Annotated in this window: 18 protein-coding genes; 6 read left to right on the forward strand and 12 right to left on the reverse strand. The window is 69.0% G+C overall.

Going from position 1 to position 22,655, the window contains the following annotated elements:
* Positions 1-36 precede the first annotated feature (36 nt).
* The 4 genes from ACFY5B_RS19365 to ACFY5B_RS19380 form a co-directional block, all read right to left on the reverse strand.
* Positions 37-783: a TetR/AcrR family transcriptional regulator gene (locus ACFY5B_RS19365; RefSeq protein ID WP_053674623.1), complete on the reverse strand. Its 747-nt coding sequence runs from the start codon at positions 781-783 to the stop codon at positions 37-39.
* A 32-nt stretch (positions 784-815) separates the two neighbouring features.
* Positions 816-1,271 carry a thiol-disulfide oxidoreductase DCC family protein gene (locus tag ACFY5B_RS19370; RefSeq protein ID WP_389970848.1) on the reverse strand — a complete coding sequence of 152 codons (456 nt, stop codon included), beginning with the start codon at positions 1,269-1,271 and terminating at the stop codon, positions 816-818.
* A 123-nt stretch (positions 1,272-1,394) separates the two neighbouring features.
* Positions 1,395-1,802 (reverse strand): hypothetical protein, encoded by a 408-nt coding sequence (locus ACFY5B_RS19375; protein WP_389970564.1) that lies wholly within the window; start codon positions 1,800-1,802, stop codon positions 1,395-1,397.
* 280 nt (positions 1,803-2,082) lie between these two features.
* Positions 2,083-5,571 (reverse strand): DNRLRE domain-containing protein, encoded by a 3,489-nt coding sequence (locus tag ACFY5B_RS19380; protein ID WP_389970567.1) that lies wholly within the window; start codon positions 5,569-5,571, stop codon positions 2,083-2,085.
* A 102-nt stretch (positions 5,572-5,673) separates the two neighbouring features.
* Here ACFY5B_RS19380 and ACFY5B_RS19385 point away from each other — a divergent pair, with 102 nt between their 5' ends.
* The gene (locus tag ACFY5B_RS19385) at positions 5,674-11,661 is read left to right on the forward strand and encodes a polymorphic toxin-type HINT domain-containing protein (RefSeq protein WP_389970570.1); all 5,988 of its coding nucleotides are present in this window, start codon (positions 5,674-5,676) and stop codon (positions 11,659-11,661) included.
* A gap of 167 nt (positions 11,662-11,828) precedes the next feature.
* Entirely contained in the window at positions 11,829-12,233 is a 405-nt protein-coding gene (locus ACFY5B_RS19390; RefSeq protein ID WP_389970573.1) for a hypothetical protein, read from the forward strand.
* 41 nt (positions 12,234-12,274) lie between these two features.
* Here ACFY5B_RS19390 and ACFY5B_RS19395 read toward each other — a convergent pair whose 3' ends face one another.
* The 7 genes from ACFY5B_RS19395 to ACFY5B_RS19425 all read right to left on the reverse strand — a co-directional run bounded on the left by ACFY5B_RS19395 (position 12,275) and on the right by ACFY5B_RS19425 (position 17,466).
* Positions 12,275-12,406 carry a hypothetical protein gene (locus tag ACFY5B_RS19395; protein ID WP_389970576.1) on the reverse strand — a complete coding sequence of 44 codons (132 nt, stop codon included), beginning with the start codon at positions 12,404-12,406 and terminating at the stop codon, positions 12,275-12,277.
* A 139-nt stretch (positions 12,407-12,545) separates the two neighbouring features.
* Positions 12,546-13,166, reverse strand: a complete 621-nt coding sequence (locus ACFY5B_RS19400) for a Uma2 family endonuclease (RefSeq protein WP_389970579.1) — start codon at positions 13,164-13,166, stop codon at positions 12,546-12,548.
* Between the two features lie 158 nt (positions 13,167-13,324).
* Complete coding sequence (locus ACFY5B_RS19405; protein WP_030842154.1) at positions 13,325-14,104, reverse strand: succinate dehydrogenase iron-sulfur subunit; 780 nt, start codon at positions 14,102-14,104, stop codon at positions 13,325-13,327.
* The gene (sdhA, locus tag ACFY5B_RS19410) at positions 14,104-15,858 is read right to left on the reverse strand and encodes a succinate dehydrogenase flavoprotein subunit (protein ID WP_107455799.1); all 1,755 of its coding nucleotides are present in this window, start codon (positions 15,856-15,858) and stop codon (positions 14,104-14,106) included. The genes ACFY5B_RS19405 and sdhA overlap by 1 nt, the downstream gene beginning before the upstream one ends.
* A gap of 19 nt (positions 15,859-15,877) precedes the next feature.
* Positions 15,878-16,360: a succinate dehydrogenase hydrophobic membrane anchor subunit gene (locus tag ACFY5B_RS19415; protein WP_033311431.1), complete on the reverse strand. Its 483-nt coding sequence runs from the start codon at positions 16,358-16,360 to the stop codon at positions 15,878-15,880.
* 5 nt (positions 16,361-16,365) lie between these two features.
* Entirely contained in the window at positions 16,366-16,746 is a 381-nt protein-coding gene (gene sdhC, locus ACFY5B_RS19420; protein ID WP_031107855.1) for a succinate dehydrogenase, cytochrome b556 subunit, read from the reverse strand.
* 258 nt (positions 16,747-17,004) lie between these two features.
* Complete coding sequence (locus ACFY5B_RS19425; RefSeq protein ID WP_389970584.1) at positions 17,005-17,466, reverse strand: 2-oxo-4-hydroxy-4-carboxy-5-ureidoimidazoline decarboxylase; 462 nt, start codon at positions 17,464-17,466, stop codon at positions 17,005-17,007.
* A gap of 290 nt (positions 17,467-17,756) precedes the next feature.
* Here ACFY5B_RS19425 and ACFY5B_RS19430 point away from each other — a divergent pair, with 290 nt between their 5' ends.
* The 4 genes from ACFY5B_RS19430 (at position 17,757) to ACFY5B_RS19445 (ending at position 21,223) form a co-directional block, all read left to right on the forward strand.
* Positions 17,757-19,358 carry a glycoside hydrolase family 20 protein gene (locus ACFY5B_RS19430; RefSeq protein ID WP_389970851.1) on the forward strand — a complete coding sequence of 534 codons (1,602 nt, stop codon included), beginning with the start codon at positions 17,757-17,759 and terminating at the stop codon, positions 19,356-19,358.
* Between the two features lie 96 nt (positions 19,359-19,454).
* Positions 19,455-19,961, forward strand: coding sequence for a hypothetical protein (locus tag ACFY5B_RS19435; protein WP_389970587.1), 507 nt, complete (start codon positions 19,455-19,457; stop codon positions 19,959-19,961).
* A gap of 107 nt (positions 19,962-20,068) precedes the next feature.
* Positions 20,069-20,623, forward strand: a complete 555-nt coding sequence (locus tag ACFY5B_RS19440; RefSeq protein WP_389970590.1) for a hypothetical protein — start codon at positions 20,069-20,071, stop codon at positions 20,621-20,623.
* A 204-nt stretch (positions 20,624-20,827) separates the two neighbouring features.
* Positions 20,828-21,223: a hypothetical protein gene (locus ACFY5B_RS19445; RefSeq protein WP_389970593.1), complete on the forward strand. Its 396-nt coding sequence runs from the start codon at positions 20,828-20,830 to the stop codon at positions 21,221-21,223.
* 2 nt (positions 21,224-21,225) lie between these two features.
* Here ACFY5B_RS19445 and ACFY5B_RS19450 read toward each other — a convergent pair whose 3' ends face one another.
* The gene (locus tag ACFY5B_RS19450) at positions 21,226-22,455 is read right to left on the reverse strand and encodes an N-acetylmuramoyl-L-alanine amidase (protein WP_389970595.1); all 1,230 of its coding nucleotides are present in this window, start codon (positions 22,453-22,455) and stop codon (positions 21,226-21,228) included.
* Between the last annotated feature and the right edge of the window lie 200 nt (positions 22,456-22,655).

Here is a 22,655-nt window from a genome sequence, read left to right on the forward strand (position 1 = left end):
CCGGGTCAGGAGCCGGTGCGTCGCCGGGCCGCCGGGTCAGGAGTCGGTGCGTCGCCGGGCCGCCGGGTCGGGGATGGCGTTCGTCATCCCCGGCAGGAACTCCGTGAACAGCTCGTGCACCTCACGCACGAGCGGCCGCAGCACCCGGAAGCGGGCCAGGGCTACGCCCCGCGCGGTGAGCCGGGCGCCGCGCTCGGCCAGCCGGTAGCTGCGCTCGCGCCCCTCGGTGCGGTCGAAGATCCAGTACAGGACGAGTCCCATCTGGGACAGCCACATCAACTCGGGCAGGATGTCCCGCAGTTCCTCGGGCACCTTTGTCTTCGTGGCCCCGGCGAGCACCTCCCGGTGGACGCTGATGGCCTCCTCGCGCGCGTGCTCCGACTCGGGGGAGAAGGGGCTGAGCGGGCTGTCCGGGTCGGCGGCGTTCTTGAAGAACTGCACCGCGAACTCGTGGTAGGGCGCGGCGATGTCGAGCCAGGCCCGCAGCACCCCCGCGAGGCGGGCCTCCAGGTCGCGCTCGCGGTCCAGGATCTCCCGGACCGCCACCTGGTGCTCGGCGGCGATCCGGTCGTAGAAGCCCTGGATCAGATGCTCCTTGCCCGCGAAGTAGTAGTACGCGTTGCCGACGGAGACCCCGGCCTCCTTGGCGATGGCCCGCATCGTCGTCTTGTCGTAGCCGCGCTCCTGGAACAGCCGCATGGCCGTCTCCAGGATCAGGGCGCGGGTCTGCTCGGACTTGGTGGGGAGGGCGCCGTCGTCGGGGCCGTCGTTCTTCGCGGACACGGGAAGAGAGCCTAACGTCAGCACGGGTGCGGCTACCGGGGGGCGCAGGTGCCGTCGGCACAGCCCGGCGCGGTGTAGCTCCAGCCGCTGTCCGGGTCGTACGACCAGCCGTCCGCCCGCCGGTAGACCCGGCCGCCCCACTGCGCCCCGCCGCGCTGCCGCCCGTGCCACTGCGCCCCGCGCCACTTGGCGGCGGCGAGCACCGCGCCCTTGGCGAGCCGGGCGCCGGACGGGGTGCTCAGCCGATGGGCGAGCGGCCGGTGCTCGCGCAGCGCCCACAAGGTGACCACCCAGGCGGCCGGGCCCTGGTAGACCTGCCCGGCGTCGCCGACGACGGTGATCTCGTCGAGGGTGGCGCCGTGGTCGAGGCCGGGAAAGCGCCGCCGTGCCTCCTCGGAGGCGGCCGGGACCAGCTCCAGCGGCACCAGCTTCGGCTGCCGCAGCCAGTCGCGCAGGAACGCGCACAGGGAGCACTCGGCGTCGTACAGGACGGTGAGCCGGCGGACGGGAGGGGCCGCGTGTGTGCCGGTGCTGTTCGTTCCGGTCGTTCCGGTCGTTCCGGTCGTGCCGGTGCCGGTGCCGGTGCCGGTGGTGCTCACGTGGGCCTCCGCTCAGGCCTGCGGCTGCGGGGCGACCCAGCCCTGCGGCGGCACCGGCGGCACCTGCTCCCGCTCCATGGCGCCCCGGCGCCGGATCCGGTTGAGGACGTAGACGTTGGCCAGGTGCATCACGCCGAGCACCAGCAGCACCACGCCGAGCTTGGTCGACAGGGCCTCGAAGATGCCGCGCGCGTCGGTGATGGTCTCGTCGTCGCTCAGGTACAGCGCGACGAACCCGAGGTTGACGAGGTAGAAGCCGACCACCAGCAGGTGGTTGACGGCGTCGGCGAGCTTCTCGTTGCCGTGCAGCACGTCGGCGAGGAAGACCTTCCCGTTGTGGCTGAGCGTCCGGGCCACCCAGACGGTCAGACCGATGCTGACCAGCAGGTAGATGACGTAGGCGATGACCGTGCGGTCCATAGCCCCACCCTTCTTGAACACGTTCAAAACGCTGTCGGGCATGACTCTAGACCTACTTTTGAACATGTTCAACACAATGCCGCGCGGGACACCGAGCGCGTCTTGAACGGCACGCGGTGCGCAGCCCCGCCGGATCGACCCCGAGACCCAGACGGCCCTGGTCGAGCGGGCCTTCGCGGGGAACGGCCTGCTGGCGCCGGAGGGGACCGTCAGGCCAAGCTGTGAACGAGGAACGGGGCCGACTTCGCAGAAGTCGACCCCGGTTCATGACGCAGCGACGTCACCCGATGCCGATACGGGTCTTCCAGTAGTCGGCCCGGGCGATGACCTCCGTGCCCGAGCCGCTCAGCGCGGTCTTGCCGCCTGCATGGAATCGCACGGATCCATCGGCCAGGACGGCCCAGATGTCGGGAACCGTGTCGCCGTTGGCACTCGGCGTGCCCATCAGATGAGGCTTGGCGCTGCTCGCCCAGCCGGAGGCGCCGTACTCGTTGTCCGCACCGCCGGAGGAGTCCGCCGCTGTCGCCAGCGAGTCGAGATCGACCCCGCCACCGGAAGCGGCGATGCCCTTGCGGAGCCACAACTTTCCGGAGACGTCCGACCGGTAGACGAGGTCGGTCACGCCGTCACCGGAAACGTCCTGGGCGATGACCAGGTCGCGCTCCTTCCAGGCGGAGGAGTTGAGGCGGACGGCCTGGTCCACCGTCGCGCCGTGGTAGCCGGTGAGGACCCACAGTTCGTCGTCGGTGCCGGCGCTGTTGCGCACTGTGGCAAAGAAGTCGGGGCGGCCATCTCCCGTGACGTCTCCCGCGCAGACGATCTGCGTGAATCCGGCAGGGCTGGGAGCCCCTTCGGGCAGCAGGATCTCCTGTCGCCGGTCGACGTTGACGGCGCCGTAGCCGTCCCCGGGGTAGACCCAGAGCTTGCCGGACAGGCGCACGACGAGGTCCTGGAGGCCGTCACCGCCGTAGATGTCACCGTTGTGGGTGATCAGGGCTCCCTTGAAGTGCCCTGACGGCGCCGGGACATACGGAGGAAGGTCGTCGCCGTTGGGGTCCTTGTCGGGGTTCGACCGGTAGGCCCCGGCCATCGAGTAGTCCAGGTCACCGGTGCCCTTGGTGAGATCGTCCTTGTCGGCCTGCGAGGGGTACATGGCCAGGTTGCCGCCCTCGGTGACGACCATGAGATCGGGCAGCTTGTCTCCGGTGAAGTCACCGGGGCTGTCGGCCTGATCCCGTGGCGAGACGTAGAAGAAGTACTTCGTGGGATCCGACTGGTTCCCCGCGCCGTCGACGGTACGCACGTAGAGGACGTTGGGCCCTGCGGCGGGCGGCTTGGCCCCGGACAGAGCGGCACTCACGCTCGTCGCCGCGCCGTTGGTCCGGCCTACGCTGCCGGTGTACGAGGCCGAGTTGAAGCCGTACTCGTAGCGCACGACATCGCTGTTCAGCGCGCGCACGGTGAACGACCCCGGCGTGCCGAACTTCTTGGCCGACCAGTTGGTGTCCTCGGCGTCGTTTCCGAAGCCGTTCTGGTTGCCGTCCGCGTTGGGATAGTCGGCGGACGTGACCACGGGCGGTCGAGGCGCGGACGTGTCCAGTACGAACCGGCAGGGTGCCTTGACCGGGTAGTACGACGACGTCGTACCGGCGTCGTCGATCGCCCGGACCCGCCACGAGTAGGTGGTTCCGTTCTTGAGTTTGCTCGTGGAGAACTCCTTCGTCGACCGCAGGGCCGTCCCCGTGTCGCCCCCGACGGACACCTTCCCGGTCGAGCCGAGCAGATCCCCGGCGGAGTCCCACTGCCCGGTCGGCCACAGGTCGAAGTCGAGGTGGTCCAGGTTCTTGTCCTTGTCCGTGCCCTTCGCGGTGAAGGTCAGGGCACCGGAGCCCATGCGGACGTACGGCTTGGTGGTGGTGCACTTGCCGTCCGGGCCGATGTCCAGCGAGTTCGTGACGATCGACGGCCGGCGGTTGTAGACCAGCTCGAGGATGGGTGGGTAATCGCCGTTGGCCTGGAACTTCTTCCATGCGTACTGCGACTTCTCGTCGCGGGCGCGCAGGCCGAAGGTGATGGTGTCGTCCCCCCGGTCGGCTGCCTTCTGCGCGCCCTTCTTCACGTCGAAGCCTTCGAAGGCGTCCCGGCAGCCGGACTTGTAGCCGTGCGCGAAGCTCTTGGTCGCCAGTTTGTTGCCGTCGTGGAGCTTGGGGGCGTTCTTCCAGTTGGTGTGGGAGTCGATCTCGCCGGTGAGGTGCACGCTCATCGAGCGGGCGCTGCAGGACCAGGAGTAGGTCTCCAGGACACGCAGCGTGGCCTTGGTGATCTTCGTGCCCTTCAGGTCCTTGTCGAAGTACATGTTGAAGAACGACCGGGAGGTGCCCCACGTGTCGGACTCGAAGCCGACCCGGGCCTCGTGAGTGCCGCCCTTGTTGAAGCCCTTGCCGTTGTAGAACGTGGCGTTGGGGTGGCGGTTGTAGGCGGTGGTCCAGTTCTGGATCTGCTTCTTGACCGATGGGTCGACGAACACCGGATAGGTGGTGGCCGGGTCGGCGAGGAAGTCCTCGTCCGGCGTGAGCGTCCACTGTCCCGTGGAAAGATCCGCTTCGACGAGTTCACCCCGCGAGTCCGGAGAGGGGCCCTCCAGCGAGGCCAGACCCAGGGTCGCGGCGGCACCTGACGGCGCCGGTGCCGGTGTCGTCTCCGCCGGCGCGGAGGGCAGCGGTGACCCGGACGGTTCGGGGACGGAGCCGTCGCTCGCCGACGGCAGAATCTCCACGTCGGTGTCGCTCTGCTCGTCGGACTCGACGGCGTCCTCTTCGGCGCTGGGGGCCGGGCTGTCATCGGGGAATTCCCCGAGGTCCGTCGGACCGGGCGACTCGGGCTCGCTCGGCTGAGCCGTCGCCCCGACGCCGCCGTCGGTGACGGCCGGTTGCCCACTGCTGTCCCACATCAGCGGGGTGGGCGACATGGCGACTTCTTCGTCATCGGCGTTCTCGGCGCTGACGATCCCGGTCACCGGGTCGAGGCGGAAGGAGAGCTGGGCGGAGTGCAGGCCGTACACCAGGCGCTTGACGTGCGGGTCGGAGGCGGCCTGACGGTTCTTCAGCACCACCAGCTGGCCGAAGCCGTCGTCGTCGGCGGTGAGCACGAGGTCTCCGCCGGGGAAGATCTCCGGGTACAGCGCGCGGTTGCCGTCGATGACCGGCGTCGGGACGGGGCCGGGCCAGGTGAGCTGGATCTTGTACTCGCCGCTGCCGCCGACATAGAGAGTGACCAGCGGATTCTCGGCGACGTCCGCAGCGGTCTGCCTCACCAGTGACACACGGCGCGCCGTGGAGCGGGACGCCCGCTGCCCGTCCTGCTCAGCGGATCCCGGTGAGAAGACCATGCGGGTGTTGGTGGCCTTCGGTTCCCACCCGGTCCCTGTGCGACGCAGACTCGCGTCGATCTTCTTCCACTCGCCGCCCACCTTGGCCCGGATGGGCGCGGAGTACAGCTGCTTGGCCATCTGACCGTCCGGCCGTGCCCATGTGGTGGAGTGGGCGGTGCGCTCGGTGGTGACCTCGACGGGCTTCCCGGTCCGTGCCGCCTGCTTGAGGGCGGTGACTTCCGTGACGGAGCTCGCGCCCGACCTGTGGTCGCGGCCGTCTTGAGCGGGACCGCCGTCCGGCCGTACTCCGGTGTAGACGATGCCGGTGGTGGCGACCGCGGCGGCGAGCAGCACCACACCGCCTCGACGGCCGGGCCTCAGGCGCCAGTTGCGCGTCATCGGGCGGGTTCCCTTCCCCCGTAGTTCCCCCTGGAATCCGGCGTGCGACTGGGCGCGGCCGGGCGAGCCGATGATGACCCATGAGGGATCCGTCGTCACCCTGTGGAGATTCAGGGGGCGCGATATGAGAGCCGGCGGCCGCGCATCCGTACAGAAGGAACGAGGGTCCTGCAGGGCGGGTTCGAGCACCGCGTCGGCGGCAGCAACGGCGACAACAACGGCGAGTACTGGGTCGTCACCACGACAGACGGCACCAAGTACTACTACGGCCAGAACAGCGTCGGCGGGGGTCACGCCGACACGTCCTCCGTCTCCACCGTGCCGGTCTTCGGCAACCACCCCGGAGAACCGTGTCACGCCGATGCCTTCGCCGACTCGCGCTGCGGCTCCGGCAAGCAGCAGGCCTGGCGCTGGGGCCTCGACAAGGTCGTCGATGTCAACGGCAACACGATGGTCGTCAACTGGAAGCAGGAGACGAACCACTACGCCGTTCGCAAGAAGTTCAAGTCGCCGGAGCAGTACGACCGCTACGCCTACCCGGCCTCGATCGAGTACGGCATGCGCCCGGACACCCTCACCACGCCGTCGGCCACCGTCACCTTCGGCGCGAAGCAGCGGTGCCTGAGGTCCGAGTCGGCGTGCGACGCGGCCAACTTCGCCAAGACCGACGACCCGGGCGCGTACCGGCCCTGGTGGGACACGCCGGGCAACCTCAACTGCAAGTCCACCTCCAAGCTCTGCCCGTCGTTCCCCTCGTTCTGGACGCAACTCCGCCTGGACACGGTGACCACGAAGGCCGCACGCCCCGGACAGACCGGCCTCGGCAAGGTGGACACGTACACCCTGCACCAGTCGTTCCCGGGGGACTGGTACGACACGTCACCCGGCCTCTGGCTCAACTCGATCACCCGCACCGGGTACGGCCCGGGCGACACCACCGGCACCCTCCAGTCGAAGGACGGCATCAGCTTCGCCCCCTACACGGTCGGCGCCTCGTCACCCCTGCGTGCCCGGCTGAAGGACCGCCAGCTGCCCAACCTGGTGCTCTCCGGCAAGAGCGACCAGCGTCCTCCCTTCACCCGCCCCCGCATCGGGACGGTCTCCACCGAGCACGGCGGCGACATCGAGGTCGAATACACCGGCGGGTGCGCGAGTGAACCCTCCGAGGACAAGGGCGAGAACAACGGCACCTGCTACCCGGTGCGCTGGTCGCCCGACGGCGACGAGAAGACCCCGGCGAAGTCCTGGTTCAACAAGTACGTCGTCGCGTCCGTGACCGAGACGGACAAGGTCACCTCGCACAGCAAACCGACCGTCACGATGTACTCGTACTCGGGCCCGGCGTGGGCCAAGAGCGACGACGAGTTCACGCGCCCCGCTCTGCGGACGTACAGCGACTGGCGGGGACACCGGCAGGTCACGGTCACCAAGGGCAGCAAGCTCACTTCCGAGCCGGGCGTGCCGCAGTCCCAGTCGCGGTCGGTGACACGGTACTTCCTCGGCACGGGTGGAGCGGTCAAGGACTCCACGAACACCTACACCCTCCTCGCGGACGATGCTCCCCAGTACGCCGGCATGACCGCGGAGGCCATCACCTATTCCGACTCGGGTGGCGAGGTCCTCACGCGCACGCTGAACTACCCCTGGTCGAAGGAAACCGCGTCCCGCTCCCGCGAGAACGAGGACGGGACGACCGCCGATCCCCTGCTCGCGCACCGCACGGGCACGAAGCGGTCGGACGAAATCCAGACGGTCGGCTCCAGTTGGCGCGCCGTACGCACCCTCACGACGCCGGACGACACCTACGGCCTGCCCGTCCAGGTGGAGACAGCCGTCGTGAAGCCGAGCGGCTCAGCCGAGACCTTCTCGGATCAGACCTGCACCAAGACCACCTACGTGCACAACACGACGGCCTGGCTCATCGGCCGCCCCAAGGAGGAGCGCACCACCGGCACGTCCTGCGCCGGATACGCCTCCGCCGATCCCGCGACCCAGCTGAAGTCGGCCCGGCAGTACAGCTACGACAAGCTCGCCTACGGGGCGACGCCGACCAAGGGCTCGCCCACCACCGTGGCCGAGACCGACGGTACGGGCACCTCCTACTCGGTCGCCACCGAGACCACGTACGACGACCTCGGGCGCGTCCGTACGGTCACCAAGCCCGGCGCGGGCACCTCGGAGACGAGATACACGCCGGAGACCGGTGGCCCGGTCACCACGACAAAGACGATCAACGCCAAGGGCCACACCGTCAGCACGACCTACGACCCCGGCCGGGGCCTGCCGCTGACGGTCACCGACGCCAACGGCCGCACGACACGCAGCGAGTACGACGCGCTCGGCCGTCTCGTGAAGGGCTGGACGGCCTCCCGCGCCTCCGGGGGCAAGTCGCCGAGCGTCGTCGTCTCGTATCAGCCGGCGATCGCCACATCCAGCGCGAACAAGCCCGCCGCGGTGACGGTGGGAACCCTCAAGGACGACGGCTCCTACAGTCAGGAGGTCACGCTCTACGACGGACTGGCACGTGAAGTCCAGAAGCAGGGCGAGGCCCACGGCCCCGGCCGGATCATCGTCGACACCAAATACAACGACCACGGCCTGGTCGCCGAGAAGACCGGCGCCTACCTGGCCAAGGGTGAACCGGACACGGCGCTCTTCAGGCCCAGATCCACGTCGCTGATCCCGTCCTGGACCCAGTACCGCTACGACGGCCTGGAGCGTGAGGCCCGTGCCTCCGTCTACCAAGGCGGCGGATACAAGTACGCGACCTTCACCTTCTACGACGCCGTTAGCAAGACGGTGAACCCGCCCGGCTCCACGGCCCCTCGCACACGCACCTACTTCGACGCCCTCGGCCGGACCACCTCCGTCAAGCACTTCACCCAGGACGCCTCCAGTGCCACCGCGGGCCGCACCACCACTTACAGCTACGACGCACGAGGCAACCGCGACAAGGTCACCGACCCGGCCGGCAACGTCTGGTCCTACACCTACGACGCCCGCGGCCGGGTGACGTCCGCCACCGATCCCGACACGGGGACCACGGACACCTGGTACGACGCTGCGGACCGGCCGAACCGCGTCCGCAACGCGCGCGGTCAGGAGACCTACACCGAGTACGACATCCTCGGCAGGCCCAGATACGTCCGGCAGGGTTCGGCGAGCGCCACCCCTGTCAAGGAGTACACCTACGACGATGCGCCCGGAGGCCTCGGCCAACCGGCAACGAGCAAGCGGCACACCGCCAACGGCGACTACGTCAACCGGGTCACGGGATACGACTCCGAGTACCGAGTCGCAGGCAGTGAGACGGTCGTCCCGGCCAACTCCATGACTGCGGGCCTCGCCGGCACCTACGCGTACGCCTACACGTACACGCCCACCGGCAAGCCCCAGTCGGTGACCCTCCCGGCCGTCGGCGGCCTGGCCAGGGAAAAGGTCGTCACGCGCTACAACGGCGACGGCATGCCGGAGTCGACCTCGGGCCTGACCTGGTACACCGCCGACGCCACGTACTCGCCCTACGGCGAGGTGCTGCGCACGGTCTCAGGCGCACAGCCGAACCGCGTCTGGACCACCAACTTCGTTGACCCGCACACCGGCCGCCTCCAGCGCACGGTGGCGGACCGTGAGACGGCGGGCCCGCACCGCATCACGGACAGCTACTACTCCTACGACGCGACCGGCACCATCACCTCCAACGCACGCAAGCTCAGCGAGGCGACGGGCAGCACGTGGGACACCCAGTGCTTCACGTACGACGTGTTGGGCGAACTGGCCCACGCCTGGACGTCGAAGATCGAGCCGACCGGCGGCGGTACGGGCTGCAAGTCGGCGAACGGTACCGCGTGGGGTCACCGCACCACCTACGCGACCTCCTCGGGCCCGGTCGCGGACGCCGCGGACGCGGAATCGGACGCCTCGTCCCCCGACGACTCCCTCGCCTCGACACTCGCCGCGTCAGCCCCGGCCCCGGACACGGTGGCCACGAACGCGACGGCCTACCACCAGTCGACCACCTTCGACTGGGTCGGCAACCGCGCGACGCTCACGGAGCACGATCCGGCCGACGCGACGAAGAACGTCACCTACTCCTACGGCTACGGCAAGACGGTCGCAGGCAGCGGCACGACGTCGTACAAGTCCCAGCCGCACACGATGACGTGGATCAGCTCCACGCCCACCGGCAAGGACAGCGCCTACACCTACGACGCCACGGGCAACACCACAGCCCGAGACCTGTACAACACCACGCAGACCCTGGACTGGACGCCGGAGAACAAGCTCGACTCCATCACGGACGACGGCAAGAAGACGACGTACGTCTACGACGCCGACGGCAACCGCCTGCTGGAGAATTCACCGTCGGGCTCGACGCTCTACCTGGGCGAAGCCGAACTGACGACGAACGCCTCAGGCACGATCACCCGCGCGTCCCGCTCCTACGCACAGTCCGGCGCGCCGTCGGTGGTCCGCACGACGACCAACGGCTCGACGACGGGCCACAAGGTCAGCACGCTGCTCACCGACCACCTGGGCACGGCCAACACGTCGGTCGACCTCGCCGCCGGCCAGGCGGTCACCCGCCGCGCGTTCAAGCCGTACGGCGAGACCCGCGGTGCGAAGCCCTCCACGTGGCCCAACAAGCGCGGCTACTTGGGCGTCGGCATCGACGACACGGCCACGGGCCTGACGCACATAGGCGCCCGCGAGTACGACCAGACCTCGGGCCGCTTCCTCTCGGCCGACCCGGTCATCGACATAGCCGACCCGCTGCAGATGAACGGGTACGCCTACTCCAACAACAGCCCGGTGTCGCACTCGGATCCCACGGGCCTGTGGATCGACGACGGAACGGGCCACAGCGAGCCGCGCCGCGACGGCGGCCCGACGGGGCCGCAGAACCCCAAGGGGCCCGGCGTCCCTCGCGGAGGCACGGGGCCGGGTGGTTGTTACTACAGCTGCAAGGCGAAGCCCGGATGGGTGCAGACGCATACTCCGGTCACGAACAACGTCCAGCGGCTGCTGGACCTCTTCTACGAGTACGGTCCCAACGGCCGCTTCCCGAACGGGACGTACTGGCAAACGCCCATCGTCGAGGAGAGCGGCACCAACAACGTGTGCTTCGGGCGGGAAGGCTGCCGCCTGGCGTACAAGTTCCTGCTGAAGAGCGACGACGTCGCAGAGGCCAAGCGCATCGCCGCCAACTACTGTCTCCAGAACTTCAAGAAATGTCAGAACGACGCCGAGTCCTACGAGCGGGGCAAGCGGTGGGAAACCCTCCCGTACGCCTTCCTCCCCGGAGGCAGGGCCGCCAAGGGGGCGGCGGCCGGCTGCGCTAGATGTTTCCTGGCCGGTACCGACGTCCTTATGGCGAACGGCACCAGCAAAGACATCGAAGACATCGAAGTCGGCGACATGGTCCAGGCCACCGATCCGGAAACCGGTGAGACCGGCCCCCGCAAGGTGACCAGGCTCATCCGGACCGAGGGTGACAAGTTCTTCAATGAACTGTCCATCGCCACTGAGGACGGCGTCGAGAAACTCATCGCCACCTACGAGCACCCCTTCTGGTCGCCGTCACAACGGGACTGGATCGAAGCAGGCGATCTGAAACCGGGCACGACCCTGCGCACCGACGACGGCGACACCGTCATCGTCACGGGCAACCGGTCATTCACGAAGCGGGCACGTACGTACAACCTGACAGTTGATGACCTGCATACGTACTATGTGCTGGCGGGCGATACTCCCGTGCTCGTGCATAACTCCGGAGGCTGCCCTGATCTGGATGCGCTTTCGCAGAGTGGAATGCGTCCAGCCAAGGGGAAGACGACTCATGCAGGGCGTGAATACCAGAAGCATATGAACCGCGGCGATCTTCCTGTGGTTCCCGGCAAGGAGTTGAAGACTGCCGGGCAGGATTTGTTGGACGACATTCCGACCAATCCGCAAACCTCAAGGTCCGCTGTCAATTCTGGAAACTTCGCGGGCGGAACGCGATATATCATGCCGGACCCTGCTGGCGGGCGGGGGATCGGTGCGACCTTCGACGCAAATGGACAGTTCCAATACTTCGGGCGGTACTAGGCATGTTGCTAATCGAGCCGTGGGATGCAAAGGCGCGCGGCGACGCTAGTCTCGCTGACCTTCGGGGTGCGATCGCGGGGGCGTCTGTGAGTGCGGTCCGCTACGTAGTGCCGCAAGGGGAAACCTGGCCCGAAGGGCACAGGGAGGATCGTGCTCATGAAGTCGACATGGCCGTTGATCTGGTCATGAGCACCGGGGCTGGACTGTCCCTGTCCTGGGCGATGGATGGTCTCAACGAAGGGATGGCGATCGAGCTCAGGGAACCTGGAGAGTCGGACGCCGACTTGCCAGGGGACGCTGTCGACGTGAGCGATCATGTCGATTGGGAGAGGTTCCTTGGGGCGGATATTGTGGAAATCATCCCTGCCTGGCACATTCCCAACGAAGATTGCCCTGAAATGCCCTGGGCGTATCGCCTCAGATTTTCCAATAAGTCAAGCCTGGTTATTGCGCTAGGTGCGGCTGAGGGGGAGGGGTTCACGTATATGCCCGATGAGCTGATCGTGTTCTTCGATGAGAATCTCGCAGCTTCCTATAGAATCCCAGCGAGTAATACTTCTTCACTCGGATAGGTTGAACCGAGTGAGAGGACGGCAGACGGCAGACGGCAACGTCAGCGGACGAGCGCGTTGCAGGGTGGCGGTTCATCGCCGTCGAAGCGCGCCGTCTCGGTGGTCTCCGGGCTACCGAGCGCGGTGCCGAGGGTGGCGATGGCGTCGCGCTGGAGGCGGAGCCGGACGTGCACATAGACGGTGTCGGTGACGCCGATGTGGCAATGGCGGCGGTGTCCGTGTCGAGGTCGAGATCTTCCCAGCTGGTCGGGTCGATGGGGCGTGCCCCGGTCGGCCTGGGGCCAGTCGACGTCGAAGAGGGCGCCCGTCAGTTCAGTCGCTCGTCTTCGGCCGGCCCGCCTTGAGGATCTCCGTCGCGTCGAGGGTCACCTTCGCGCCGATGGAGTCCGGGAGAGTAACCAGCTCGCCGGGGGCGTGGGGGCGGTGGTTCTCGTAGCCGCTTCCCGCCGGGTCGGTGAGGACGTGGAGGCGCTGGTGCTTGCGGTCCACGACGACGTAGACCGGGACCTTGGCCTCGGCATAGGCGGCGACCTTGGTCTTGAGGTCGTCTTTCCAGTTGCCGGACGTGACTTCCAGGACGAGACGGAAGCAGGCCGGATCGTAGGCGTTGTTCTCGACGAGGTGGTCGTCGATGTCGGCGTCCACCACCACGAGGTCGGGGATGGCGTAGTCCTCGGCGCCGGTGGGGAGCCATAGGCCGACGTTCTGGAGGACTTCGGTTTCGCCGTCGTCCAACCCGGCCGCGATGAACGGCCGCATGAGTTTGGTCAGAGCGCGAGCATGAGGTGCGTCCGGGGACGGGGTCACGAGGAGATGGCCTCCGATGATCTCGACGCGGTAGCCCGGATGGCGCTCCATGATCTCGTCGGCGATGGTCGTGAGGGTGACCGGCTCTTCGTCGTGGAAGGGCTGCTCGACGGAAGCTGCGGACATCAGGTGCCTCCTGGGAACTGGTGTCGAGAGCATCATCGTAGGTCGGACACCGCCCCAGTGTCCGTCCCGGACTCAGTCACCCGAAGGTGTGGCATATGCCAGAGGGCCCCGCCCCGGTGTGAAACCGGGAACAGGGCCCTCCAGCGCAAGCGGTCGAGTCAGTAGCGGCGCGTGATCAGCGCTCGCTTCACCTCGGCGATCGCCTTCGTGACCTCGATGCCACGCGGGCACGCGTCCGTGCAGTTGAAGGTCGTGCGGCAGCGCCACACGCCGTCGCGGTCGTTGAGGATCTCCAGACGCTGCTCACCGGCCTCGTCGCGCGAGTCGAAGATGAAGCGGTGCGCGTTGACGATGGCGGCCGGGCCGAAGTACTGGCCGTCGTTCCAGAAGACCGGGCACGACGTGGTGCAGGCCGCGCAGAGGATGCACTTCGTGGTGTCGTCGAAGCGCTCGCGGTCCTCGGCCGTCTGGAAACGCTCACGCGTCGGCTCGTTCGTGTCCTTCGTGATGAGGAAGGGCATGACGTCGCGGTACGCCTGGAAGAACGGCTCCATGTCGACCACGAGGTCCTTCAGGACCGTGAGGCCCTTGATGGCCTCGACCGTGATCGGCTTCTCGGGGTTGATGTCCTTGATCAGGGTCTTGCAGGCCAGACGGTTCTTGCCGTTGATCCGCATGGCGTCCGAGCCGCAGATGCCGTGCGCGCAGGAGCGGCGGAACGTCAGCGTGCCGTCCAGGTCCCACTTGATCTTGTGGAGGGCGTCGAGGACACGCTCCTTGGGGTCGATCTCCACCTGGAAGTCTTCCCACACCGCTTCCGCCGCGACCTCCGGGTTGAAGCGGCGGATGCGGAAGGTGACCGTGATGTAGGGGGAGTCGGCGAAACCGGGCTCGGGCTTGCCGGCCGCGTCTTCCTTGTCCAGAACAGGGGTAGCCATCAGTACTTACGCTCCATCGGCTGGTAGCGGGTCTGGACGACCGGCTTGTAGTCGAGACGGACGGTTTCGGAACCGTCGGCGCCGACCTCGCGGTACGCCATGGTGTGCCGCATGAAGTTGACGTCGTCGCGGTTCGGGTAGTCCTCGCGGTAGTGACCGCCGCGGGACTCCTTGCGGGCGAGCGCGGAGACGGCCATGACCTCGGCGAGGTCGAGCAGGTTGCCCAGCTCGATGGCCTCCAGCAGGTCCGTGTTGAACCGCTTGCCCTTGTCCTGGATCGCCACGTTCTTGTAGCGCTCGCGCAGCTCCGCGATCTTCTCGACCGCCGTCTTGATCGTCTGCTCGGTGCGGAACACCATGACGTTGGCGTCCATGGTCTCCTGCAGCTCGCGCCGCAGCTCCGCCACCCGCTCGTTGCCGGTGGCGTCGCGCAGCCGCTCCACCTGCTCGACCACGAGCTCGGCCGGGTTCTCCGGCAGCTCGACGAACTCCGCCTTCTGCGCGTACTCCGCGGCCGCGATGCCCGCGCGCTTGCCGAAGACGTTGATGTCCAGCAGCGAGTTCGTGCCGAGGCGGTTGGCGCCGTGCACGGACACGCAGGCGACCTCGCCGGCCGCGTACAGGCCCGGGACGACCGTGGTGTTGTCCGCCAGGACCTCACCCTCGACGTTCGTCGGGATGCCGCCCATGGCGTAGTGCGCGGTGGGCTGGATCGGGATCGGGTCCGTGTAGGGCTCGATGCCGAGGTAGGTGCGGGCGAACTCCGTGATGTCCGGGAGCTTCGCGTCCAGCTGCTCCGGCGGGAGGTGCGTGAGGTCGAGGTAGACGTGGTCGCCCTCGGGACCGCAGCCGCGGCCCTCACGGATCTCCGTGTAGATGGAGCGGGACACGACGTCACGGGACGCGAGGTCCTTCATGACCGGCGCGTACTTCTCCATGAAGCGCTCGCCGTCCTTGTTGCGGAGGATGCCGCCCTCACCGCGGGCGCCCTCCGTCAGCAGGATGCCCATGCGCCAGATGCCGGTCGGGTGGAACTGGAAGAACTCCATGTCCTCCAGCGGCAGCCCGCGGCGGTAGACGGCCGCCTGGCCGTCACCGGTCAGCGTGTGCGCGTTGGACGTCACCTTGAAGAACTTGCCGCAGCCGCCGGACGCGTAGACCACGGACTTCGCCTGGAAGACGTGGATCTCGCCGGTCGCCAGCTCGTACGCCACGACGCCCGCCGACTTCTTGACGCCGTCGACCTCGGTGATCAGCTGGTCCAGGACGTAGAACTCGTTGTAGAACTCCACGCCCTCCTTGACGCAGTTCTGGTACAGCGTCTGGAGGATCATGTGGCCGGTGCGGTCGGCCGCGTAGCAGGAGCGGCGGACCGGGGCCTCGCCGTGGTTGCGGCTGTGACCGCCGAAGCGGCGCTGGTCGATGGTGCCGTTCGGTGTGCGGTTGAACGGCAGGCCCATCTTCTCCAGGTCGAGGACCGAGTCGATGGCCTCCTTCGCCAGGATCTCGGCGGCGTCCTGGTCGACCAGGTAGTCACCGCCCTTGACCGTGTCGAAGGTGTGCCACTCCCAGTTGTCCTCCTCCACGTTGGCCAGCGCGGCGGCCATGCCGCCCTGCGCGGCGCCCGTGTGGGAGCGGGTGGGGTACAGCTTCGTCAGGACCGCGGTGCGGCTGCGCTTGGTGGACTCGATGGCCGCGCGCATGCCCGCGCCACCGGCGCCGACGATGACGGTGTCGTACTTGTGGATCTTCATGATTCTCGCAGCCCCGTGCCTAGCGGATGTTCGGGTCGAAGGTGAAGATCACCAGCGTGCCCAGCAGGATGGTGAACACCGTGGCCGTGTAGAGCAGGCCCTTGAGCCACAGCCGGGTGTTCGCGCGCTCCGCGTAGTCGTTGATGACCGTGCGCAGGCCGTTGGCGCCGTGCAGCATGGCGAGCCACAGCATCAGCAGGTCCCAGACCTGCCAGAACGGGGACGCCCAGCGGCCCGCCACGAAGGCGAAGCCGATCTTGGAGACGCCGCCGTCCAGCACGAGCTGGATCAGCAGGTGGCCGAGGACCAGGACGACCAGCACGACGCCCGACAGACGCATGAAGAGCCAGGCGGCCAGCTCGAAGTTGCCCCGGGTGCTCTTCGGGGTCTTCTTGGTGCGCTGGCGCGGGGCCTCGATGAAGGGCGCCGGGTTGTCGACGGTGTAGACGGCGCCGCCCTCGACGGGGCCGACGCCGGCGGCGGTCTTCTCAGACGTGGACATTGGCGTCAGCTCCCGAACAGTTCACGAGCGGCGTGGCCGAGGACGGGGTAGATGGCCCCGAGCATCAGCACGACCCACAGGGCGACGACGGTCCAGAGCATCTGCTTCTGGTAGCGGGCGCCCTTGATCCAGAAGTCGACAGCGATGACGCGCAGACCGTTGAGCGCGTGGAAGAGGATGGCGGCGACGAGGCCGTACTCCAGCAGCGCGACGATCGGCGTCTTGTACGTGGCCACGACGGTGTCGTAGGCCTCAGGGGACACACGGACGAGAGCGGTGTCCAGCACGTGGACGAACAGGAAGAAGAAGATGAGGACGCCGGTGACTCGGTGAGCCACCCAGGACCACATTCCTTCCCGGCCGCGGTACAGCGTTCCAGCCGGCACGGAAGTTTCCTCCGGGAGCGGGGATTGGGGCCGCGCCGGCTTGGTGTGTCGGTCGGGCCCGGCCGGGTACGGTCCACCGGCCCCCAGCATCGTAGCGAGGCGCTGCGGCCGGGCTGCGCCGGGGTCCCTGGGTGTGATCAAACTGGCACGCAATGAGGTACTGGTGGGCTAGTGCGGCTCAGGGGGCGGGGGGTGTTTCCGGGACGCCGGGTGCGAGTCGTCAGTGGTTGCTCGCGCCCACGCGGCGGTAGCCGCAAGTCAACACGGCCCCGCGCCCCTCAGGGCGCTGATCAACCGTTCCCTCGCGAGGCGCCGGAGTTCGTCGGCCACCACCCCTCGCTCTTCCTCCGGATCGTTCGTCAATCGTGACCGGATGGCCTCCAGGAGGCGGTCCAGGGTCTCCGAGGGGGACAGGCCGTCCAGGCAGATGACGAACACGTGTCCGAAGCGGGCCTCGTAGGCGGCGTGCGCCGCGCTGAGGGCGGTGTGGGCAGCGGAGTAGGTGTCCGGCGGGAGCGGGGGCAGGCGCTCGGCCGCCAGCGCTTCCGTGAGGTCGGGCCAGGCCAGGTCGTAAGCGGCCTCGTCCGCCGCGGCCAGCAGGGATTCCAGATCCGGGTAGGGGCGGTGGTCCGCGACGCGCCGGGCCCAGCGGAGGCTGCGCAGGCAGGAGAGGAGGGCCTGCTCCAGGTCCTCCTCGGAGGCGGCGTTGAAGTGCTCCACCGGTATGTCGAGTCGGCCGGGGAGATCTGGGAGATGGTGCGCGGGCAGCGTGGGTCCTCGTGGGCGTCACGTGTGTCGGCAGGGCAAGTTGTGAGAGATGTGACGTCACGCTATCGAGTACGACCGTGACGTGTCCGAAGGATGCACGAATTTCACCCGGGAGGGAGAGCTTCGGCACGCGTGGTGGACGCGCGCGGGGCGGCCCGGGGTTTTAGGTTGGCTGAGTGAGTCAGCACAGGCGCCGGACTTCGGCGAAGCAGGAGAAACAGCGGCAGGTGCTGGTCGTGGCCATGGCTGTAGCCCTGGTCGTGGTCGCGGCCGGGGTGAGTCTCGGGCTCTGGGCGGCCTCGGGCGGTGACGGCGGGCCCACCGGTTCGGAGGCCGGATCCTCGCAGGGGGCCACCGCGGCCGCGCCCGGGGACCAGGCGTCGGAGGGGGCCCCGACCCCCAGCCCGACCCGCTCCTACCCCCTGTCCGAGACGCCCCGCACCATCCCCGCCGTGCGCGACCACGAGCCGGCGCGCGGTCCGGGCTGGCAGCCCGAGAAGGGCAACCGGGTGGTCGTGGACGACCCGGCGCTGGCCGACGAGGGGCGGCTGGTCGCCGGCGAGCTGGGTATGGCGTACGCCGGCGAGAAGAGCGACAAGCGGGCCGGGGACCTGCGGCTGGGGCTGAACCGCGACGAGGGAGCGAACCCGGAGTCGTACGTGATGACCGTGCGCGACGGGCGGGTGGAGATCAACGGGCCCTCCGACGCCGGGGTCTTCTACGGCACCCGCACGCTGAAGCAGGAGACGCACGACGGCGGCACGGCCCCCGAGGGGGTCGTGAAGGACGAACCGGCCAAGCCGCAGCGCGGCTTCATGCTGGACATCGCGCGCAAGAACTTCACGGCCGGCTGGATCGAGGACCGGATCCGGGAACTGGGCGACCTGAAGTTCAACCAGCTGGGGCTGCACTTCTCCGACGACCAGGGCTTCCGGATCGAGTCCTCCTCCCATCCCGAGATCGTCTCGCAGCAGCACCTGACCAAGGCCCAGGTGCGCAAGATCATCGACCTCGCGCGGAGCCGGCACATCACGATCGTCCCCGAGATCGACTCACCCGGGCACCTCGGCGCGGTCCTCGACGCCCACCCCGACCTGCAGTTGCGCAGCGCGCAGGGCTCGCCGGTGCAGGGCGCCATCGACATCTCCAAGGCCGAGAGCGCCGAGATCGTCGACGACCTGCTGAACGAGTACGCGGACCTCTTCCCCGGCGGGCCGTGGCACCTCGGCGGTGACGAGTACCAGGCGCTGACCCGGTCGAACCCGGAGGCGTCGTTCCCGCAGCTGGCCGCCGCCGCCCGGGAGAGGTACGGCTCCGGCGCGACGGTCGCCGACCTCACCACCGGCTGGCTGAACGACCGGGCCGACACCGTACGCAAGCATCAGCGCGTCCCGCGCGCGTGGAACGACGGCTTCTTCCGCGGCACCTCCGTCCAGGCCGCCAAGGGCATCCAGGTCGCCTACTGGACGGGCAAGGAGATCGGCGCCCGGGCTCCCCTGGAGTACCTGGAGGCGGGCCGCAAGGTGATCAACTACAACGACGAGTTCCTGTACTACGTGCTCGGCGAGCCGCAGACCTTCGTCTACCCGACGGGGCAGCGGATCTACGAGCAGTGGACGCCCCGGGTGCTGCGCGGCACCGCGGCCGTCCCGGCGCGCTACGACGGGCAGATCCTCGGCGGATCCTTCGCGGTGTGGTGCGACCTCGCGAATTCCCAGACCGAGGACCAGGTGGCGGCCGGGATCCGGATGCCGCTGCGGGCGACCGTCCAGAAGCTCTGGGACCCGGGCGAGCCGGAGCTGTCCTGGGCGGAGTTCCGGGCGCTGGCGGACAGGCTCGGCTGACCCGGCACGAATTGGCCCATACGGCTGCGAACTCCCGTACGGCTGTGGTGGTCTTCTGACGCGACCGCAATCGAACATGCCGGGGGGGACCGGGACATGGGCTACTGGGGATATTTCGTGGTGGGCCGGGGGGAGCGGCCGCTGCCGGAGCTGGACGCGCTGGCGGGGGCCGGGGACGGTCCGACGCAGCGCGCCTCGACGCCGGGCGGATGGCAGGTGTGGGAGTACCCGAGCAGCGACGGCGACATCGGGAACATGAACGCCCTGGCCCGGGAGACCGGGGCGCCGGCGCTCTTCGGGTACGTCATGAACAGCGAGTGCGTCGTGCTGGAGGCCGCGGCGCCGGAGAGCGGGACGTGGACGACCTGCCTGGCGCGCTCCGCGATGGCCGGGTACCTGGGGGCGGGCCGGGAGGGCCTCACGCTGGAGGACTACTTCCTGGACCCCGGCGACGCCGCCGAGCGCGCCGTGCGCTGGGCCGCCGAGGCCGGGCGTGAGGTGAACGCCGACGCCCTCGTGGCCGTACTGACTTCAGACCCCGATCCTCTGGCCGAAAACCTCTTGTTCCGCTTCCTCGACAGACTGGGCGTGGTGCCCCTGTGACACTCCGGGGCCGTCGCACGCAGTAAGGGGAAGTGCGGGTTCCGTGAGGGGCGAGGCTGGTAGCGGCCTGATCGGGCCCCGGAGAAGGCCCGCGGAGGGAGGCGTGGATGAGCCTGGTGGAGTTGATCGCACAGGCCGACGAACGCGGGCTGGCCGCGAGCGGGCTGGCTTGTTTGGATCGGTGCGTGCCCCTGCTGGGCGGCGACGACGAGGTCCTCAGGCCGGTGTGGGCGAGTCTCAGCGACGGCGCCGGTGCCCAGGAGTGGGGCGAGCGGCTGGAGCAGGCGCGCGGCAAGCTGGACACGGCCGGCGCCGGGGACGAGGCGGTCGTGCTCGCCCGCCGGATGCTCGAGGCGGCTCCCGCCGAGCGGTCCGCCGCCGCGGTCCGGGTGTGGGCCGACGCCTGCTCTGTCGCCTCCCTCCAGATCCACCGGCTCCTGGACACCGCCGCGGACGAGGCTTCGTCCGTCGACTCCCGCCGCGAGGGCCGTACGGAGGGCATGTCGCCCCTCGTCGCCGCCGAACTGCGCCGCCAGGTCATCGTCCTGGAGGTCCTGGCCGGACATGGCCCGGCCGGCCTGCGCCGGGCCCTGGAGTTGTCGGTCGAGGGGCGGCGGGTCCTGCGCGCGGTGGTGTCCCGCCGGAGCCGGCAGCGGGGCTGAAGGGCGTCGCCGCCGACGGCCCGGCCGGCCTGAGGAGTCCTTTCACCATGCCCGTCCGGGTCGCGCGGCCTGAAGGATCCCTAAACCCCGTTCCTGGAAGAGTCCTGTGACTGTCCCTTGGGTGAGGTGGGGCGGTCCTGCGCCGCTTCGGGGAAGCCGCCGATTCCGGGTGACGAAACGCTTCGCCGCAGCGCTTTCCCGGATGTGACGACTCAAGCGGAGACCAGGCCATCGGCGGCTGCGAAGCCGCTGCGATGGGCGGCGGACACAGTGGCGACGATGCGCGAGGGAGCACGGTTGCGCCTCGACTACTCGGCGCAGAGCCTGTGGAGCATCGACCGGATGATCGAGGGGATACGGCGGGAGGGAGCGCCCGACGCGGCGGTCCAGCAGGTGCTGCGCGGCTTCGGCGCGTACGCGGGTGAGGTGATGGCGCGTCAGACCGGTGCCGAGTGGTGGGCGACCGGCGGAGACCACTGGATCCGCACCCCCGACGGGCGCCTGTGGGACCCCATCGACGAGGCCCGCCGGTGCTACGGAGGCCATGGATCGCTGCGGCTGCTGTGCCGGGACGCGATGAGCGCCGCGCCCCGGCGTTAGCGTCAGCGGGCGCGGACGTCCCCACTGGCACCCTCGACCGCGCCCTCGATCACACCCTCGACCGCGCCCACGACCGCGCCCTCGTCCAGGGGGCCGCCGGGCGGCTCGGCGGCGGGCGCGGCCGTCGTCGCGGCGTTCGCGGCCAGGGTGCGGATCTCGGGCAGGTCGTCGTAGAGGTTCTGTCCGGGGCACTCGGTCGGGTAGCCGTCGCGGTGGCCGGAGATGCGGTGGAACGTGACCTTCTGGCCCAGCTTGTACTTGCCGTTGTCGACGCCGGCGGTCAGCACGACCGACCCGGTCGGATCGATGCCGTAGAGGCCGAGCTTCCACGCCGCGACCTTCGCGACCGACTCGCGCACGGCGGCGTTCGTGGCCGCCGTGGAGTAGTCGCCGAGCACCGAGACGCTGCTGGTGGCGGTGTTGAACCCGTAGGTGTGCGCGCCGAGGACGGGTTTGTCGATGCCGCCCGCACGTCCCTCGAAGACGGTGCCGCACTTGTCGACGAGGAAGTGGTAGCCGATGTCGTTCCAGCCGTTGCTCTGCACGTGGTAGAGGAACACACCGCGCACGATCGACGCCGACTGGGAGCAGGTGTAGTCGTTGGTGCCCGCCGTGTGGTGGACGAACATCGCCTTCGTGTCGCCCGTCAGGGTGGGCGGGTCCTTCACCAGGGACTCGTCGGCGCCCCAGGCGGAGCGCGACGTCACGGTGGGACGCGGGGCCGCGAGCGGGCCGGCGGCCGGCCCGGCCACGTCCGGCTCGACGGTCGCCGTGTGCACGGCGTCCGATGCGGCGTCGGGGTCGACCAGTTCGACCCGCAGGCCCTCCGGCAGGCGCGAGCCCGTCACGCGCACCTGGACACCGTCCGAGGGCCCGGTCCACAGCGGCTGGGTGCTGCCGCGCACGCCGGCCCGGTCGCGGTCGGGGCCGGTCTCGGGCGTACGGCCCTCGGTGTCCAGGGGGCGCCACGCGGTCCACGCGCCGCTCTCCCGGGAGCGCGTGCGCACCTGGGCGGTGCCGTCGAAAACCGCGTCCGGGTCGTCCCAGCTGATGCCGATCAGGCTGAACGGCTCGGTGGTGCGCGGCGCGAGGGACCTGTCGTGGGGGTCGCCGTCCGGTACCGGGACGGTGTGCACACCGTCCGAGGGGGTGGCCCGGGCGGGCTGGGTCAGGCCGAGGGCACCGAGGGCCAGGGCGGTGGCGACGGCGGTGCGCAGGAGGCGGTGTGTCATACGGCGCTCGCCTTTCGTGAGCGGTGGCATCGCGAGCAGAGCTCCCCGGTACGTCACTTGGCCGAAACCTCCGCGAGGCCGGGCTCCCGAGGACGGCGGGCCGGGTTGACCCGAACGGTCGTCGCCCCCGCCGCCTGACGCGCTGTGACACTTCCGCGCGGACCGGCGCTGATCACCGTGGGAGGGCGCGCACTCGGCAC

Source organism: Streptomyces sp. NPDC013187, assembly GCF_042899705.1.
In the GTDB taxonomy this organism is placed as follows: Bacteria; Actinomycetota; Actinomycetes; order Streptomycetales; family Streptomycetaceae; genus Streptomyces; species Streptomyces hawaiiensis_A.

What these genes read in the sequence shown, in the direction of transcription:
- ACFY5B_RS19405 (WP_030842154.1), bottom strand. Translation starts at nt 14,104, where the DNA reads ATGGCTACCCCTGTTCTGGACAAGGAAGACGCGGCCGGCAAGCCCGAG.
- ACFY5B_RS19390 (WP_389970573.1), top strand. Translation starts at nt 11,829, where the DNA reads ATGGCCGTTGATCTGGTCATGAGCACCGGGGCTGGACTGTCCCTGTCC.
- ACFY5B_RS19435 (WP_389970587.1), top strand. Translation starts at nt 19,455, where the DNA reads ATGGGCTACTGGGGATATTTCGTGGTGGGCCGGGGGGAGCGGCCGCTG.
- ACFY5B_RS19375 (WP_389970564.1), bottom strand. Translation starts at nt 1,802, where the DNA reads ATGGACCGCACGGTCATCGCCTACGTCATCTACCTGCTGGTCAGCATC.
- ACFY5B_RS19415 (WP_033311431.1), bottom strand. Translation starts at nt 16,360, where the DNA reads ATGTCCACGTCTGAGAAGACCGCCGCCGGCGTCGGCCCCGTCGAGGGC.
- ACFY5B_RS19450 (WP_389970595.1), bottom strand. Translation starts at nt 22,455, where the DNA reads ATGACACACCGCCTCCTGCGCACCGCCGTCGCCACCGCCCTGGCCCTC.
- ACFY5B_RS19430 (WP_389970851.1), top strand. Translation starts at nt 17,757, where the DNA reads ATGGCTGTAGCCCTGGTCGTGGTCGCGGCCGGGGTGAGTCTCGGGCTC.
- sdhA (WP_107455799.1), bottom strand. Translation starts at nt 15,858, where the DNA reads ATGAAGATCCACAAGTACGACACCGTCATCGTCGGCGCCGGTGGCGCG.
- ACFY5B_RS19380 (WP_389970567.1), bottom strand. Translation starts at nt 5,571, where the DNA reads ATGACGCGCAACTGGCGCCTGAGGCCCGGCCGTCGAGGCGGTGTGGTG.
- ACFY5B_RS19440 (WP_389970590.1), top strand. Translation starts at nt 20,069, where the DNA reads ATGAGCCTGGTGGAGTTGATCGCACAGGCCGACGAACGCGGGCTGGCC.
- ACFY5B_RS19400 (WP_389970579.1), bottom strand. Translation starts at nt 13,166, where the DNA reads ATGTCCGCAGCTTCCGTCGAGCAGCCCTTCCACGACGAAGAGCCGGTC.